This is a genomic window from Rhodoferax sp. LS1P39, from assembly GCF_056521425.1.
The window spans coordinates 126,169-143,042 of record NZ_JBWMAV010000012.1; the positions used below are offsets into that span (position 1 = coordinate 126,169).

Annotated in this window: 11 protein-coding genes; 1 reads left to right on the top strand and 10 read right to left on the bottom strand. The window is 64.7% G+C overall.

Features of this window, described 5'->3' with window-relative positions; translation table 11 throughout:
* Positions 1 to 22 precede the first annotated feature (22 nt).
* The 6 genes from AC097O_RS18065 to AC097O_RS18090 all read right to left on the bottom strand — a co-directional run bounded on the left by AC097O_RS18065 (position 23) and on the right by AC097O_RS18090 (position 8,989).
* Entirely contained in the window at positions 23 to 1,246 is a 1,224-nt protein-coding gene (locus AC097O_RS18065; protein WP_479594284.1) for a catalase family protein, read from the bottom strand.
* Positions 1,243 to 2,625 carry a Dyp-type peroxidase gene (locus AC097O_RS18070; protein ID WP_479594285.1) on the bottom strand — a complete coding sequence of 461 codons (1,383 nt, stop codon included), beginning with the start codon at positions 2,623 to 2,625 and terminating at the stop codon, positions 1,243 to 1,245. The genes AC097O_RS18065 and AC097O_RS18070 overlap by 4 nt, the downstream gene beginning before the upstream one ends.
* Positions 2,622 to 3,911, bottom strand: a complete 1,290-nt coding sequence (locus AC097O_RS18075) for a hypothetical protein (RefSeq protein ID WP_479594286.1) — start codon at positions 3,909 to 3,911, stop codon at positions 2,622 to 2,624. Before AC097O_RS18075 ends, AC097O_RS18070 begins: the two co-directional genes overlap by 4 nt.
* A 227-nt stretch (positions 3,912 to 4,138) precedes the next feature.
* A complete protein-coding gene (locus tag AC097O_RS18080; protein WP_479594287.1) occupies positions 4,139 to 4,570 on the bottom strand; it encodes a hypothetical protein in 432 nt (143 codons plus the stop codon).
* A 20-nt stretch (positions 4,571 to 4,590) separates the two neighbouring features.
* Positions 4,591 to 6,441 carry a GMC family oxidoreductase gene (locus AC097O_RS18085; RefSeq protein WP_479594288.1) on the bottom strand — a complete coding sequence of 617 codons (1,851 nt, stop codon included), beginning with the start codon at positions 6,439 to 6,441 and terminating at the stop codon, positions 4,591 to 4,593.
* A gap of 4 nt (positions 6,442 to 6,445) precedes the next feature.
* Positions 6,446 to 8,989: a hypothetical protein gene (locus AC097O_RS18090; RefSeq protein ID WP_479594289.1), complete on the bottom strand. Its 2,544-nt coding sequence runs from the start codon at positions 8,987 to 8,989 to the stop codon at positions 6,446 to 6,448.
* 345 nt (positions 8,990 to 9,334) lie between these two features.
* Here AC097O_RS18090 and AC097O_RS18095 point away from each other — a divergent pair, with 345 nt between their 5' ends.
* Positions 9,335 to 11,572 carry an NADP-dependent isocitrate dehydrogenase gene (locus tag AC097O_RS18095; protein WP_479594290.1) on the top strand — a complete coding sequence of 746 codons (2,238 nt, stop codon included), beginning with the start codon at positions 9,335 to 9,337 and terminating at the stop codon, positions 11,570 to 11,572.
* 147 nt (positions 11,573 to 11,719) lie between these two features.
* Here the strand turns inward: AC097O_RS18095 and AC097O_RS18100 are convergent, their stop codons facing one another.
* The 4 genes from AC097O_RS18100 to AC097O_RS18115 all read right to left on the bottom strand — a co-directional run bounded on the left by AC097O_RS18100 (position 11,720) and on the right by AC097O_RS18115 (position 16,699).
* Positions 11,720 to 12,382 (bottom strand): hypothetical protein, encoded by a 663-nt coding sequence (locus AC097O_RS18100; RefSeq protein WP_479594291.1) that lies wholly within the window; start codon positions 12,380 to 12,382, stop codon positions 11,720 to 11,722.
* A gap of 146 nt (positions 12,383 to 12,528) precedes the next feature.
* Entirely contained in the window at positions 12,529 to 13,728 is a 1,200-nt protein-coding gene (locus AC097O_RS18105; protein WP_479594292.1) for an MFS transporter, read from the bottom strand.
* 191 nt (positions 13,729 to 13,919) lie between these two features.
* Positions 13,920 to 15,242 carry a TldD/PmbA family protein gene (locus AC097O_RS18110; protein ID WP_479594293.1) on the bottom strand — a complete coding sequence of 441 codons (1,323 nt, stop codon included), beginning with the start codon at positions 15,240 to 15,242 and terminating at the stop codon, positions 13,920 to 13,922.
* Positions 15,242 to 16,699, bottom strand: a complete 1,458-nt coding sequence (locus AC097O_RS18115) for a TldD/PmbA family protein (protein ID WP_479594294.1) — start codon at positions 16,697 to 16,699, stop codon at positions 15,242 to 15,244. The genes AC097O_RS18110 and AC097O_RS18115 overlap by 1 nt, the downstream gene beginning before the upstream one ends.
* Positions 16,700 to 16,874 lie beyond the last annotated feature (175 nt).

Genomic DNA, 16,874 nt, shown 5'->3' on the forward strand with positions numbered 1-16,874 from the left:
CAATCGCTCCTTGGGCACGTTCTCAAAATACCTCATCCCCCACCGGCTCGAAGTGCGGCACCGCGTTCATTTGGTGCCGTAGCTTCGACAGCTCGTAGTACATGCGTTTGCGGGCGCGGCTTTGGTTGCCCAGGGGGCGGTGCTCGGCAATGCTGTGCCAGGGGTTGTACGACAGGCGCTTGGCAAATTCCATTTGCGCCGGGGAGTCGAACTTTTGCTGCGGGATGCGCAGGGTGGCGGCGGAGATGCGGGGCGACAGGCGCTCGGGCCAGAGCACACCGGCGTTCTCGATGGGCATCAAATGCGGGTCGGTTTGCACTTGCAGGCGCACGTCCAGCTCCACATCGCCTGCGGCCAGCGATGCCACCATGGCGTTGCGCAGGTAGTCGTCGGGCGGGCGCAGGGGCAGGCGGGGGATGGGGGTGCGGTGTTTGGATTTGGGCCAGAACGAATACTGCATGGCCTGGCCTTCGCCCAGAAGGTAGGGCACGCAGCTGAAGTAGGGGGCTTCCAGCGGGCTGCTCTGGGTTTTGGTCCACAGGCCTTGCATGATGGCATCCAGCACATGCGGGCGGTGCAGGTTGAGGAAGTAGAAGATCTGCGCGTTCTTGAGGCTTTCTTTTTGCAGCTGGGCGTTGGCGATCACGTCGGGGGTGACGAAGGTGGGCGGCGACACGCCAAACATGTCTTGCGTGAAGCGTTCCTCGTCCATCAGCTTGGGGCCGGGCACGTCCATGAGTTTGACGCTGATGCTCATGAAGCCCACGTCGTCGATGTCGGGCGTGACGTAAGGGCCGGGGCCGGAGAAGCGCACCCAGGCCGGGTAGCTGCGCGGCGTGGCGTAAATGCCGTGGCGCAGGTGGGCGGGCAGGTCGGGGTGGACGATAAATTCGGCGCGCACGATGCCCTGGGTCTTGGTGTTGCCGCCGCGCTCGAAGCCACCGGGTTTCCACAGCGCGCGCATTTGTTCCTGGAAACTTTGGATGATGGAGTCCACACAGGCTTCCTCGCCCGGCAGGATGCGCTCTTCGGCCAGTTGCAGGCCCTCGTTCGGGCGCTGGGCGTTGATGAGGGCGGTGGTCAGGCGGGTCAGCGGCTCCAGCAGCGTGGCTTCGAAAGCCGGGCGCAAAAATGGGTCGAAGCGGCGCTGTAGCTGGATCAACGCCAGCGAGGTGTCGGAAAACCAGTTGCGCACGGCAGAGCCGGTGTTGGCGCGGGGTACCGGGCGGCTGGTGTTGGAAGTCATAACGATCCTAGGTAGCGCAATGCGCGGATGCCGGGCAGGAAGAAATAGGCCCCGCCGCGCACGGTGACGAACTGCGGCAGGTCGGTGAGGCGCTGGTCGGGGCCGGTGGGCTGGGGCATGGAAAAGTCGCTCTGCGCGGGCTCGCGTGTGCCCAGCAGCGGGTCGGTTTCGCCGTGCAGCCCGGCAAACTGCGGCGCATTGAGCCAGGCGGCCTGCACAAATTCAAACTGGCGGGCGATGTTGGCACCCAGGCACACAAAGTACAGGCCCGCCTCTGTCCCCCGGTACTCGCGCCCCCGGCGCAGCAGGCGGTGGAAGCGGGTGGACGCCACGCGGTCCTGGGCCAGGGCCGGGGCATCGAAGCCCAGGGTGCGGGTCAGCCAGCCAATAAACCCCGGCTCGCCCGGCGGCAGGTCGGCGGTGCGCGGGTTGGCGCGGCGCACGTGGGCACCGAGCGGGCAGCGGGTACCGCGTGGGTCGGCATCATAGGTAAAGCCGTTGGGGTCGCCGGGCGGGGCATCGGCCAGCGGCCTGCCGTCGCGGTGGCGGCCCACCAGGGTGGCGGCCAAAGTTTCGCGGGTGGCCGTGAGGTTCTCAGTCACGCCGTCCAGCCAATGCCAGAAGCCTTGCACGTCCTGCTGCAACTGGCGCAGCACCAGGTAGCTGCCGTTGCGGCCCAGGTCGGCACGGTCTGGGGCATCTTCGGCGCGGGGCAAAGCCGGGTGCGGCGGCAGCAGCGGGCGGTCGGTGTAGCCGCCGTACTCGTTGGGGTAGCCCAGCAGGGTTTCGCCCAGGCAACTGAGGTTGCTGTAACTGAGTTGCTCGGCATCCACGGCGGGGCGGGTGCGGTCCCAGTCCAGGGCGGGCTGCGAGATGCCGTCTTTGAAGCCAAAGGGCTCCACCTCGCCCAGGTCGGCGCAGGGCAGGCGGGCCAGCAGGGTGAAGCCCGGTGCCGTATCCGCTTCGATCTGCGCCTGCCACGCCGCCAGGTGGCCGGGCAGTGCGTACAGCATCAGCAGCACATGCGGCACGCGCGCGCCGGTGCCCCACTGCCACTGGCTGGGCGCGTTGGCCCCCACGTCGCCCAGGCGGCGGGCACGGCTGGCATCGGTGCCCATGCCGCCCAGGAATTCGCTGGAGAAGCCCGCCACGGTGGCCTCATCCACACCCAGGGCGCGCAGGCCTTCGCTGGTCAGGGCCAGTTGCAGCACGGTGGCGGGTGGTGGCTGGGCGGTGGCTGCGCTGGTGACGGGGGCGGTGGCCAGCCAGGCGCGGGCAGCGGCAGGGTCTTGCACGCGCAGCAGCAGAAAGGCGGCCTCCACGTGGTGCTTGTAGCCAAAGCGGACGATGCCCTGGATGTCGTCGAATTCTGCGTTCATAGCAACCTCAGCCAGTCTTGCAGCTCTGCGTCGGTGGGCGCGGAGTTTTCCAGGCCGGTGCGGATGCGCTGGTTGCGCTGCAGGTTGGCCAGGGTCAGGCCGGGGTAGGCCTTGTACCAAACCTGGGTGGGGATCTGGTGGCGGCGCTGGAAGTATTTGAACGGCTGCTCGTGCCGCGCGCCGCCCAAAATCAGCCAGTTGGTGCGCGGCCAGCCTATGCCGTTGCCAAACACCAGGTTCAGGCCCCAGGCCACCTTGTTGATGAAGTCGTCCATATAGCCCTGGTGGCTGCCGTCGTAGTTGCTGGTGAAGACCACGCGGCTTTTGTCGTCCAGAAAGGCCCAGCGGGCGAAGTGGATGGTCTGCACCCGCGCCAGGTGGCCGCGGGTGAACACATGGCGGCAGGCATAGTCGATCAGCACCAGCAGCACCGTGACCAGCCCGCGCCGAAACCGCCCGGGCTTGACGGGGCCCAGCGCGGTGTACTGGTTGCTCACGTCAAAGTCTTCCATGTCCTGCAGCTCCTGCAAGGCCACCGGGTCGGGGCGCGGGCAGAGCACGGGGTCGGTGGTTTCGCGCTGGCGCAGGGCGTAGATGAGCCAGGGCAGCAGCACGATGAACACCGGCAGCAGCACCAGGCCCACCAGCGGCACGCCCAGCAGGTGGACCAGGTTGGCGATGCGCCAGCCCAGCGGCGTGGGCGCGGGCGGGCTGAGGTGCAGGCGACCGGCGGCCACCTCGGCCTGGACTACGCTGCGCAGGTGCTGGTGGGTGCGGCGTGCGTCGGCATCTGCGCTGCGCGGCACGCGGTCGGACAAGAGCTGCTGCAGGGCGGATTCTTCGCGGATCTGCTGCACGCTGCGGCCCCGCCAGTTGACGTAGGCGGCGGCCAGGGGGCGGTCGTGCGCCAGCAGCCAGGTGGTGAGGTCTTTGCCCTGGGCGAAGCCCTCGCAGTGGGCAAAGATGCGGCACAGCCCGTCCCCGGCCTGCAAGGCCATCAGGTTCAAACACGCGTGCGCCGAGCCGTCGCAGTCGCCCATGAAGGCCAGGTGCGTGGGTAGGCGCACGCGCGGCAGGCCCAGGGTGGTGAGGTCGGCCTGCAGGGCATCGTCCAGCAGCACGAAACGCGCAAAGTGCAACTGTGTGAACTGGGCAAACGGCAGCAGCGGGTGCTGCGGATCGGCCAGGCCGGGCTGGGTGGTCATGCTGTCCAGCAGCGCGCGCAGGTCCGCCTCGCGCCCGGCGACCAAAGGCGCAACCACCATGAAATGCGACTGCGGAGTCATATTTGGCTCACCCCCAGGCTGCAGCGCTTCGCGTCTTTCGCCAACCCCCTTGCAGGGGGCAACACCAGCAGCCTGGCAAAGCCAGTTCTGCGGTGTTTCTGGAAGGCGTACCCTCTAGCGTTGGCTCTTGGCTAAATAGGTGCATTGTTACCAATCAAATGAGCTGCTAGCGCTTATTCAATAAGCGGTAGCAGCTATCAAAATTTGCATCAAAATCTGTAGCGGTCTTAAAACTGCAAACAGAAGTCGATCAGCCGCTCTTTGCCCCAGTACACCTTGCCCAGGTAGAAACCGGGGCCGATCAGGCGGATTTCGTCGCGGATGTAGTGGGCCAGCACCGAGGTGTCGGAGTAGTCCAGCACCACGCATTCCTTGCCGTCCAGCCAGCTGGCATCTTTGTAGACCTTGGCCAGCACGGCCTCGAAGCCGAACACCAGCACCTTGTTTTTGAGCACGCCTTTTTGCGCGTCAAACACCTTGCCCTGCCAGCCGAACATGTTGATCAGGTGGGCAATGCTTTGGGTGTACTTGGTGCCGGGCGCGATGATGGCCGTGCCCTCTGCGCTGCCGTTGGGGATGTCGCCCGCCGGGCTGGCGCGGAACAGGTCGTCCAGCTCGTCCTGGCTCATTGCCAGCAGTTGGGTTACGTCATAGGCCATGGTTTTCTCCTGTGAAAAGACTAGGGGTTGAGGATGGCGTCGGCGGCTTTTTCGCCCACCATGTACACGGCGGCGGCGATGAAGAAGCCGGGGATGCGCGGGAACACCGATGCGTCCACCACCCGCAGGCCGCGCGTGCCGTGGACCTTGAAGTCAGGGCCCAGCACGCCGCCGCCCGCCACCGGGCCGATGGGGCAGGAGCAGGAGGCGTGGTGGCCCCAGGCGGTGCTGCGCACGAAGTCGGCCAGCTCCGCATCGGTCTGCACCTCCGGGCCAGGTGTGCACTCTTCAGCGATCAGGCCGTTGGCCAGAAATGGGGCGGTGAGGCGGCGCACGGCGCGGATGGCCTGCACGACCGCCTGCAGGTCGGCCCCGGCTGCGTCGCTGCCTTCTTCAAAGTAGCGGAAGTTGACCAGTGGCGGCTCCAGCGGGTTGGCCGAGCGCAGCGTGACCGTGCCTGCGCGGTTCTGCGTGTGGGCTTTCAAGATGGCCCAGGTCAGGCGGTCGCTGTGCTGGCGGATGCGTTCCGAGAAGCCGGGTTCGTAGCCCTCAAACCGGGCGGGCAGGGCCATGCAGAAGATGTCGGGCTCGGGCTGGTTCGGGCTCGATTTTTCAATTAAACCCAGCATGGCCCCGCTGCTGGCGTACATGCCGGATCGGTCGTTCTTCCAGCGCTCCCACACCGGGTCGCCACGGGTAAAGCGGGCCTCTTTCAGCCCCTGCCAGGGCTGGCGCATGCGGTGGGTGATGGCCACTTCGTAGCGGTCTTGCAGGTTGCGGCCCACGCCGGGCAGGTCGACCCGCACCGGGATGTTGTGTGCGTGCAGCGTGGCCGCGGGGCCGATGCCGGAGAGCATCAGCAACTGCGGGGTGTTGAAGGCCCCGCCGCACAGAATGACTTCGCCGCTGGCATGCACCTGGCGCAGTTGGCCCGCCGCCGCGTTGGGCGCGGGGTGGGCGTGGTACAGGCGCTGGCCTTTCAGGTACTCGACCCCGCAGGCCGCGCCTTCGGCGTTGAACAGCACCCGGGTGGCCAGGGCGTGCAGCTCGATGTGCAGGCGGTCGGGGTGCTTGTCGCGCACCTGCAACAGACGTTCGCGCGCGCCCATGCGGCTGTGGCGGGCGGTGCTCATGGGCGTGTAGCACAGGCCCTCAAAGCTGCCGCCGCCCCAGGGCCGGGCGTTGGGGTCGCCGCGCACACGCAGCCAGCGCAACAGGCTGCGCAGCGGCGTGGGCAGGCCGTGGGTGAAGTTGCGCGCGGTGCGGGCCAGCAGGTCTACCAGTTGCGCATCGCCCAGGGCCTCGGGCGGCACCGAGCGCTCGGTGTGCAGCCAGCCGTGCCAGCCGTGGCCGCTGGGGTCCAGGCCCAGGCGCTGCAGGGCGCGCCAGACGGGGCGGTGGTGGCAGGATTCCAGCCGGGCAAAGTAGCGTTGCATGTGGGGGGCGCGCCAGCTGGCGTCGCCGGTGAGCTCGGCGATGTGGTTCCAGTCGGAGTCGTGCGGGCGCATGAAGATCATGGCGTTGTGCGCGGTGCAGCCGCCCAGCCCGGCGGCGCGCGGGTACAGCACGCCCTGGCGGGCGGCGCTGTATTTGGGGTCGCGCAGTTGCCGCGCCTCGTCGGCGTAGTGGCGGACTTGGAAGTTCCAGGCCATGGCTTCGTTCTCACAGGCAAAGGCGTGGAAGCCGGGCACGTCGTAGTCGTCGGGCAGGCGCGGTATGGCTATGGATTCGCGTTCCAGGCGCGGGTCGCCACCGGCCTCTAGCACACACACACGCTGGCCCGCCTCCACCAGCCGCGCCGCCAGGGTGCCACCGCCTGCGCCGGTTCCCACGATGATGGTGTCCCATGGCTGGCCTTTGTCGATGGGCATGCGGCTAGAAGGTCTTTAAAAAGGCGATCAGCGCGCGCTTGTCGGCATCGCTGAGCACGGGCTCGGTGCCGAAGGCCTTTTCGTCGGCGCTTAAGGCCTCTTGCTGGTTGAACTCGGCCGTGCCGAAGTAGTGGCCGCGGTTGACCACGAAGTCGGGGCACTTGCTCAGGCGCATCAGCGGGGCGCGCAGGTTGGCAAACTTTTCGCGCAGCTCCTCGTCAGGCGCGTTGCGGGCTTTGAACAGGTCTACCGGCAGCTTGACCAGCACTTCGGCCAGGTCGCGCTTGTGGGCCAGTGCACCGCCGTCTTCGGCTTGCAGCTTGAGGTTGGACAGCAGGCTGACCGGCATGCCCTTGGGGATGGGCCCCAGCGTGATGTCGCCGCCCAGCGACGGCACCAGGCGGTGCAGCACCCGGCGCAGGGGTTGCAGCACTTCGGGCACAAAACCGGCGGGCACGATGATTTCGCTGCGCTGGTCGGTGCGGTCGATGGTGCCGGGTACTTTGTTGCCCAGCACGCTGTCGCGCTCGCGCTGCGCGGGCCACAGCAGCTGGTTGATGGATGTGTCAAACACGGCCATGCGCCCGGCCACTGAGGGGTCGCCGTTGAACGGGCCCAGGGTGTTGTTGAGCAAATACGGCGCGGTGGACCACAGGCTGACCAGGGACGGCACCCGGGTGTAGCCGCGCCCGCCACCGGGCATGGCGTAGGGCACATTGGCCCCGGTAAACGGGTCGCTCAGCGTGACGGTGCCCACACTGGGCAACTGCTTGTAGGCGGTGGACGAGAAGTTGTCCCAGATATTGCCGCCCAGCGCATTGGTGGCCAGCGGGCTGCAGACGTTGGTGCGCAGCAGGGTGGCGGGGATGCGCGCCTCGGTGGACAAATAGTTGCCCTGCAAAAAGTCGGGCGCCTGCACGATCTGGCGCATCAGCTTTTTGTAGCCATCGGTCTGGGTCCAGCCCCAGTAGGCCTTGAAGCAGCCCATGTAGCCGCCGCCCGCGCACTTTTGCGGCTCCAGGCCCAGGTCGGGCGGGGGCGTAGGGGCTTTGCTGGAGTGGCAGCGGGCGCAGGTGTCGGCAAACACCTGCTTGCCCTGCTCCAGCGTGGCGGTGTCGGCCTGCAGGTGGGCATTGCCGCCGGGTGCGTCCTTCAAATAATCGGGCTGGGCGGCTTTCAGGAAGAACAGGGCGGTGTTGGGCGTACCCGCTTCGGTGGCCTGCCAATAACCGGAGTTCTTTTGAGCGGTGGCAATCGGGATGGGCGTGATCTTCTTGCCGCCCACCACCGGGTTGAAGTGCAGCAGCCATTCTTCGCTGAACAGGCCGATGTTCAGGTACACCCGGTTCAGCGCGCCCAGCAGGCCTACCGAGTCGGAGCCGTCCTTGAGCACATGCGGCACGCGGGCGATGTGGGTGGCGGGGTCATAGAATTCGGTCAGCGGGCCGCTGGTGACGAAGTTGTTGAACTGCTTGTTGTCGCGCTCGCCGCCGGTCAGCGGCTCGTGCCACAGCGCCTTGCCTTGGGCCATGCGCTCGGCAAAGCCGTACACCGCGTTCATGGTGCGCGGGTTGTTGATGCTGTCGGTGGAGATCAGCGAGGTGTCCATGGCCCCGGGGCGGAAGCTGTGCGCCAGCTGGTACATGTAGTTGCGCTGGCCTTCGGGCTTGTTGGCGTTGTGGATGAACAGCCGGTCTACCCACATGTACTGCGCGCCCACCGATGAGCTGAGGTTGGCAAACGCAGGCGCGTTGGGATTCAACGGCGGGTTCACCGGGCTGGGGCCTACGTGGCAGAAGCCGCACGACATGCCCACGCGGTAGGGGCGCACCAGGTCTTGGCGGTTGTAGTATTTTTCGTCGGTGTAGTAGCGCTCGGCATCCCATTCCTTAGCGGCTTTGACATCGAAGGCGGGGTTGGGAAACAGGCGCAGGCCCATGATGCCGGTGGCTTCGCCGTAGTACGAGCCGACGGGCAGGGTGGTGCCGTCGCCCAGCGGCTTGCCGCGCGCACCTACCGCCACGCCGGGGTATTTGACGGCGTTTTCAAACGGGTCGGGGGCGCAGCCGGTGGCGCGCGCGTCCAGCCACAGGCCTTTGTGGGCGGGGCTGGGGCCCTTGGCGGTATCAAAGCAGGGCTCGTTGACCAGGCCCAGGTACTCCCAGCGGTTGGCCCGCGAATAGCCCTGGCTGGGGTGGGAGCTGACGATTTTCAGCAGGTCGAACGCGCCAAAGGTGTAGCTGCTCATGCGGTCCCACAGGCGGTCGTTGCCGCCGGTCCAGACCAGCCACATATTGCGCCCGGCCACCTCTTGCGGGGTCAGCGCCGGGGCACCGTCCATGTCCTTGAAGTAGTCTTCTGCCGCGTGGGGGAAGCTGCTGCCGTCGCGCCCGGCCAGTTTGGCCTCGTCCAGCACCTTGCCGACCACCGGGGCCTGGGCGCTGGCGGGCAGCGCCGTGAGCAGCAGGCTGCCCAGCAGCAGCAGAATGCCCCGTGCCGTGGTGTGGTTGCTGGCAGGTGGCGTGGTGTGCTTGCGCGAGTGTTCCATGGCGATCCCCCGGTTGCAGGTCAACAGTGCGCCTTTTGCGGCCCTGTGTAAAGAGCCGGTGACGGCGGTTCAGTCTAGGCCTGTCGTGTTTTGCGGGCATCCCTCAAAGGGGGGATAAAAGCCGGGCGGGGCGGTTTGGCGCTGTGCTATTCAAGTTATAGCTGCTAGTGCTTATTGAATGGGCGGTGGCTGCCAATTTGCCTTATATTTTGGCCCCATGCTGGCGCACTTACTGCTTGCGTATAGGGTTATCTGCGCGACGCATAAAGTAGACTCGCAGACAGTCGCGCTGACTTTCGCATGCAGTTGCCACACCCATTTATCCAATCCCTGAGAGGTTCATCCATGGCTGCCGGAAAATCCAAAATCATCTACACGCTCACGGACGAAGCGCCCATGCTGGCGACCCATTCGCTGCTGCCCATCGTCAAGGCCTTTACCAGCCAGGCCGGTATCGATGTGGTCAGCGCCGACATTTCGGTGGCCGCGCGCGTGCTGGCCGAGTTTCCCGAGTTCCTGAGCGACGCACAAAAAGTGCCCGCCACCCTGGCCGAGCTGGGCCGCCTGACCCTGCTGCCCGACACCAACATCATCAAGCTGCCCAACATCAGCGCCTCGGTGGGCCAGTTGCAGGCCTGCATCAAGGAGCTGCAGGCCAAGGGCTATGCCATCCCCGACTTCCCCGAAGATCCCAAGACCGACGAAGACAAGGCCATCCGCGCCCGCTACAGCAAGTGCACCGGCAGCGCCGTGAATCCCGTGCTGCGCGAAGGCAACTCCGACCGCCGCGCACCCAAGGCCGTCAAGGAATACGCCCGCAAGAACCCGCACAGCATGGCCCCGTGGAGCCAGGCTTCGCGCTCGCACGTCTCGCACATGCACCATGGCGACTTCTACCATGGCGAAAAGTCCCTCACCCTGGACCGCGCCCGCGACGTGAAGATGGAGCTGGTCACCGCTTCCGGCAAAACCGTGGTGCTCAAGCCCAAGGTGTCGCTGCTGGACCGCGAAGTCATCGACAGCATGTTCATGAGCAAGAAGGCGCTGGTCGAGTTCTACGAGAAAGAAATCGAAGACGCGCACCAGACCGGCGTGATGTTCTCGCTGCACGTCAAGGCCACCATGATGAAGGTGTCGCACCCCATCGTCTTTGGCCACTGCGTGAAGATTTTCTATCGCGAAGCCTTTGCCAAGCATGGCAAGCTGTTCGAGGAGCTGGGTGTCAACGTCAACAACGGCATGGCCAATCTGTACGAGAAGGTTGCCGCACTGCCCACGGCCAAGCGCGAAGAGGTGCTCAAAGACCTGCACGCCTGCCACGCCACCCGCCCCGAGCTGGCCATGGTCGATTCGGCCAAGGGCATTACCAACTTCCACTCGCCCAACGACGTGATCGTGGATGCGTCCATGCCCGCCATGATCCGCAGCGGCGGCAAGATGTGGGGGGCCGATGGCCGCCTGAAGGACGTGAAGGCCGTGATGCCCGAGTCCACCTTCGCCCGCATCTACCAAGAAATCATCAACTTCTGCAAATGGCACGGCGCGTTCGACCCCAAGACCATGGGCACGGTGCCCAACGTCGGCCTGATGGCCCAGCAGGCTGAAGAGTACGGCTCGCACGACAAAACCTTTGAGATCACCGAAGACGGCGTGGCCAACATCGTGGATCTGGCCACCGGCGAAGTGCTGCTGAGCCAGAACGTCGAAGCCGGTGACATCTGGCGCATGTGCCAGGTCAAAGATGCCGCCATCCGTGACTGGGTGAAGCTGGCTGTGAGCCGCGCGCGCAATTCCGGCATGCCGGTGGTGTTCTGGCTGGATGCCTACCGCCCGCACGAAGCGCAGCTGATCACCAAGGTCAAGATGTACCTGCACGAGCACAACACCGCCGGTCTGGACATCCAGATCATGAGCCAGGTGCGCGCCATGCGCTTCACCCTGGAACGCGTGGCCCGTGGCCTGGACACCATCAGCGCCACCGGCAACATCCTGCGCGACTACCTGACCGACCTGTTCCCCATCATGGAACTGGGCACCAGCGCCAAGATGCTGTCCATCGTGCCCCTGATGGCCGGTGGCGGCATGTACGAAACGGGTGCAGGCGGCTCCGCGCCCAAGCACGTGCAGCAACTGGTGGAAGAAAACCACCTGCGCTGGGATTCGCTGGGCGAGTTCCTGGCCCTGGCCGTGAGCCTGGAAGACCTGGGCATCAAAACCGGTAACGCCAAAGCCAAGCTGCTGGCCAAAACCCTGGATGCCGCCACCGGCCAGCTGCTGGACACCAACAAAGGCCCGTCCAGCCGCACCGGCGAGCTCGACAACCGTGGCAGCCACTTCTACCTGGCCCTGTACTGGGCCCAGGCCCTGGCCGCCCAGACCGAAGACACCGAGCTGCAAGCCCACTTCGCCCCGCTGGCCAAAGCCCTGGCCGCAGGCGAAGCGCAAATCGTCGCCGAACTCAAGGCCGTGCAAGGCCAACCCGCCGACATCGGCGGCTACTACCTGCCCGACGCCGCCAAGACCGAAGCCGTGATGCGCCCCAGCGCCACGCTGAACGCTGCTTTGCAGACACTGGGCGCGTGATGCTTGTAGCGTGGGTGCTATGTAAAAAGTAGCTTCTCACGCTGGTGGAATAAGCGCTAGAGGCTTATTTCATGCCTAAAAAGGGCTGCTTTCTGCAAGGGAAGCAGCCCTTTGTGGTTTTGGCTGGCGCGCAATTCTTGCGGGGGGCTAAAGCTTCCCGTACTGCGTGCCACCCGTCTTGCCCCCGCCCTCCAGCGGCATCAGGTCCGACTTGTATTCCTGCTCGCCCACGTGCACCAGCGGCGGGGCCGTGCCGCGCTGCAGGGCGGTCATGAAGGCGGCGCGGTCCTCGGCAGACACGGCAGGGTAGCGGTGGCGCGACAGCGTGGTGGCTGCCGGTGCGCCGTCTTTGGCCAGTGTCGGCGTGGTGCGCAAAGCTGCTGTCTGCGCGCCACCGCCGCGCACCGGGTCGCTGGCACGGGCGCTACGCTCAAACGGCTCCTCGGATTCGTTCACCCGCCAGTAAATGCCGTCGATCACCACCCCATAGCGCTGGTAGGCCGCCGTGCGCATGCTTTGCTCCATGGCAAAAAAGCTCTTGTTCCGCCCCTGGCCACCCGCCACAAACGACTTCGCCACATCCACCATGGCAATGAACCGGTGGTGCCGCTCGTCCACAGGCATCACCTTGAACCGGTACATCTGAGACACCACCTCCATCGACAAAAACGTCTCCCGGATCGACTGGTACAGACACTCCTTGCGGTAGGCCTTGCGCTCCTCCAGGTCCATACGCCGGCTGGCTTCGGCCGTTGGCGTGGTGCCGGACGATGGTGCGGTGCGGAAGAGGTTTTTGAGGAAGGCGAGCATGGGGTGGGCGGAGGTGGAACTTGCGGTCTATTTTGCGCTGTCCAGGGTACGGAATGGCTCCCTTATTTGGATTGTTATTGGACTTATCTCCAGGCGGAGGATACCTCCAAGACTGGGCATGCACGCCGTCCCCGTCGCCGCAAGAATCAATCGATGAGGGACTGGGAGGGCGACCTTCGCAGCCAAACCGCTCCAACGACCAAGCCGGTAATGGCCATGAATACGGATAGAACAACAATGATAATGTGGGCCCCGTATATTCCTGCAAACGCCGTAATAATAAGTCCGGACAGCGACTGAGATAAGTTGTTCAACATGACCACTAGTCCGGTCGTTTTGCCGAAATCACGTCTCGGAATAATCTTTTGCCGCAAACTCCGTATAAAAACGTTGAACATTTTGTCGAGGCCGACAATGAGCAAAAAACCGACGGCATAAATATTGAGGTCAGTGGCTAATCCGGTCAAAATCCCACCCACGAAAATCGTTACATAGGCGGTAATCCCCAAGGTCTTTAGCGACATGGATGTGTGAGCAATCGTTAACAGTATGGCTACTGTGGCAATGGCGCCTGCCGCCTGGAGCAGTGCGTAGTCGGTGCTGTCTTGGTGATGGACACCGATAACCATCGCCGCCGATGTTGCCAGCGTCACGCCGATAATGAGGTTGACGGCGGCGGCCAGCAAAACCACTTCCAACAGCCCTGGAAGTTTCACCAGATGCCGGAATGCTGTTGCCAGTGGTGATAACCAACTTCCCGACGCTGCTTCCGGGGCGGCCAGAACCGGTTTTGCCAATTTTCGCCAGACCATAATAAAACCGTCGGCCATTAAAAATAATCCAGCCGTAGCGGCCACAACATATTCCCAAGGCCAAAATTTTAGAAGGCCTGCCGCAACCAGCGGACCCAGCACCATGCCGATTTGGTCGGCAATCTGGGTATAAGACGCAATCTTTTCAAAGCGCTGGCCACTGAAAACCTGCGGGAGCATCACTTCCCGTGCCATCAGACCTTGCGTGGTGAGTACTCCAACCACAGCGGATATAAAAATCAGCCACCCGATACCACCAAATAGCGCAAATCCAACCATGCCGCCCACACAGACGATGGCCCGGTAGAGTTGACTCAGATGTAATAACTTAAAAAGAGAAAACCGGTCGCACAGAATTCCGCAAATCGGAAACGACAAGAACCGTGGCAATGTCTCCAGGAAAAATGCTGCCCCCGATAATGCGATGCTGCCGGTGGTCTGGAAAATCACCAATGGCACCAGAAAAAGCAATATCTGGTCCGCTAGCCTTGATAAAAATAGGGAGTAGAAGAACGACCGGTGTTTAATATCCATTAATTGAATGCCCCAATATTTGAATCCCGGCTATGCCGCCCATGTCCCGCAAGCGGGGATTGAATATGCCCATCAACACCAGAATTTCCTTTTATTTGAAAGTCTTGATTGCTATTTAAAAAGTAGCTGCTCACGCCCATTCCATAAGCGCAAGGGGCACAAAAGGCTTCGAGGCTGCAACCACCCCCCCCTCACAACGCCAACACAAACCCCTCCACCACCGCCCCCGGCGCACTCACGCTCTGCAACTGCCGGGCCCCATACGTCCCCTCCGCAGGCACCAGCTCCGCATGGTCCGTCAGCGCCACCAGCCCGGGCCCGAACATGCGCAAAAACGAATCGTCGAAGCGCATCACGGCGATCGGGGCGACGATCTTTCCATCCTCCACCCAGAAGCAGGCGAAGCGGGTCATGCCGGTCATGCGGCAGGCCTGGCGGTCGCTGTAGTTGAGGTAGTGCAGGTTGCTGATGTAGACGCCCGTGCCCAGGGTCGTGAGCACGTCGGCCTCGGGCAGGGAGCCGGGGGCCATGGACAGGGATTCGGGGCTTTCGCCGTCACCGCTGCCATTGGTGGGCTGGCCGTATTCCACCGCGCTGCGCGGTGCGGTGAGGGATGCGGCCATCTGGCCTGCGCGCACCAGGGGCACCGCGTCGGGCTTGGTGAAGCCGTCGGGCTGGAAGCGCGGGGCGATGCCGTCGGCGGTGGCTTCCGTCAGCGTGACCAGCGGGCTCAGGGCGGCTTTGCCCTGGTGGGCCAGCAGCAGGGTGGAGGTGCCGGTTTTCAGGTCTTTCAGGCCAAAGCCGCCCCAGGCCAGGGTGCCCAGCAGCTCGGCCACGGCCACGGGGCTGAAATAGGCGCGGTAGGCACCGGGGGCCAGGGTTTTGGGCGGCAGCGCCAGCAGGGCCAGGCGGGTGCGGGCCTCGGCCACGCGGCGGGCGAATTCTGGCGTGTGCCAGTCGGTGCCCGCGTAGCTGCATTTCACGGCCTGGTCTTTCTCGCGGTACAGGCACCAGTCGAAGTGGAAACTTTCCACGCTGTGCCAGTTGCGCTGGCCCCGGCTGTCGGCAAAGGCGCGCACCACGCTGCCTCCGGCGTAAAAACCCACCAGGTCGGTGCCTGCAGCGTGGGCGGCCACGGCGTTGATCAGCTGCGCGGGCGTGGGCAGGGTGCCGGTGGCGCTGCGGTCGGTGGGGACTACCGCGTCGGGCAGCAGCAGGTAGGCATCGTCGGGCACCAGGGGCAACTGCTCCAGCAAAGCGGTGCGCTCGGACAGCAGGGCGGCGCTGTCGGCGGCCAGGTCGCCGCCCAGGCTGATGCTGCTGGAGGCGCGCTTGCGACCAGTGATGACGCTGACTGTGCCGTAGCGCTGCTCCACGTGGGTGGCCTGGCGCACCTGGGCGTGGTTGAAGCGGACGAAGTCCGAGGCTTCGGCGCTGAAGTACAGGGTGGCGCGGTCGGCCCCGGCCACAGGTGTGCAGATGGCGGCGGCAAGGTCTAGGAAGTAGCTGTGCATCATGCGGCTCCGCCAAATACCGACACGTTTTTGAACAGGCAGGCGGGCGAGGCGTGGCCCACGCGGATCACCTGGTTGGGCTCGCCCTTGCCGCAGTAGGGCGTGCCCATGACCTGGAAGGTGCTGGCATCGCCCACCATGGCCAGGGATCGCCAGAACCCCGCCGAAATGCCCCGGTAGTTGGGCCGTTTGACGACTTCGGCCAGCTGGCCGTGGCGCACCATCTGGCCCCATTCGCAGCCAAACTGGAACTTGTTGCGCGAGTCGTCGATGCTCCAGGAGGCGTTGGTGCGCATGACGATGCCGTAGTCCATGCTGGCGATCATTTGCTCCAGGCTGCTGTCGCCGGGGGCTATGTTGAGGTTGCCCATACGGTCAATCGGCGCGCGGTTCCAGCTGCAGGCGCGGGTGGTGGCCACGCCGCCCATGCCCGGCACCAGGGCTTGTACCCGGGCTTGCGACAGGCTGCCGCCCAGCGGGCGCTGCAGGATGCCGTGGCGGATGATCCAGGCCTGCTGGGCCGCAGTGCCGTCGTCGTCAAACGCAAACCCGGCAAATTCATGCGCTTCGTCGGGCGCAAAGCTGACGTTGAGCAGCGGGCTGCCGTAGGCATAGTGGCCAAACATGTCCAGCGTGACAAAGCTGGTGCCCGCAAAGTTGCGCTCGTCGCCCAGGATGCGGTCCAGCTCCAGCGGGTGGCCGATGCTTTCGTGGATCTGCAGCATCATCTGGTCGGGCATCAGCAGCACGTCCATCACGCCGCTGGGGCAGTTGGCGGCACGCACCAAGTCCAACGCTTCGCGGGCCACGCGCGGGCCATCCTGGGCAAAGCCTGCGCGGTCCAGCACCTCCAGACCGCCCTGCTGGCAAAAGCCGTTGTACTGGCCGGCCGAGGTGCGGGTTTGCGTGTCGCCGCCCGCACTGGCCACGGCGGTGATGTTGGGCACCACAAAGTCCCAGCTTTGGGCCATATGGCCGCCGTCGCTGGTCACCAGGGTCTGCTCGGTGTGGGTGGTCCAGAGTGCGGCGCTGCGGTCTACGATCTCTGGGCCAATGTTCGCACTGGCGCACACCTCCTTGAGCAGGTCGAAGCGCTCGGCCAGCGTGGTTTGCTCTACCGGGCGCTGGTTGGCCGAGGCAAAGCTGCCGCTGGCGGCGGGCCGGGGTGCATTTTGAAAATCGAACACGCTGTATGCGGCGCTGGCGGCGGCCAACGACCGGGCCTGGGCAAAGGCTTGGCGCAGGCCGCGTTCCGACACATCGCTGGTGGCGGCAAAGCCCTGGCCACCGCCGTGCTGCACGCAGACCATCACGCCGGTATCGCGTTCGCGACTGGGGGCTTCGGCCACGCCGTTGCGCACCACCAGGCGTTCGGCGGATTCGGAGACGAAACGGGCGGACCAGAAGTCCAATCCAGTGGGGGCGGCGGACTGCGCGAGCGCGGCGATGGAGGGCATAATGCTATGGAATAAATAGCTGCTCACGCTTATCAAATAAGCGCGGGCAGCCAATTTTTTATAAATTTTGGTAACAGGCTGCCCATGCTACAGCCAGATCGCGCCGCGGCACTAGGACTGCCCCGTCCGGGCCCTGTTACGCGATGTGACCGATAGCCAGGCACAAAAATCGCAT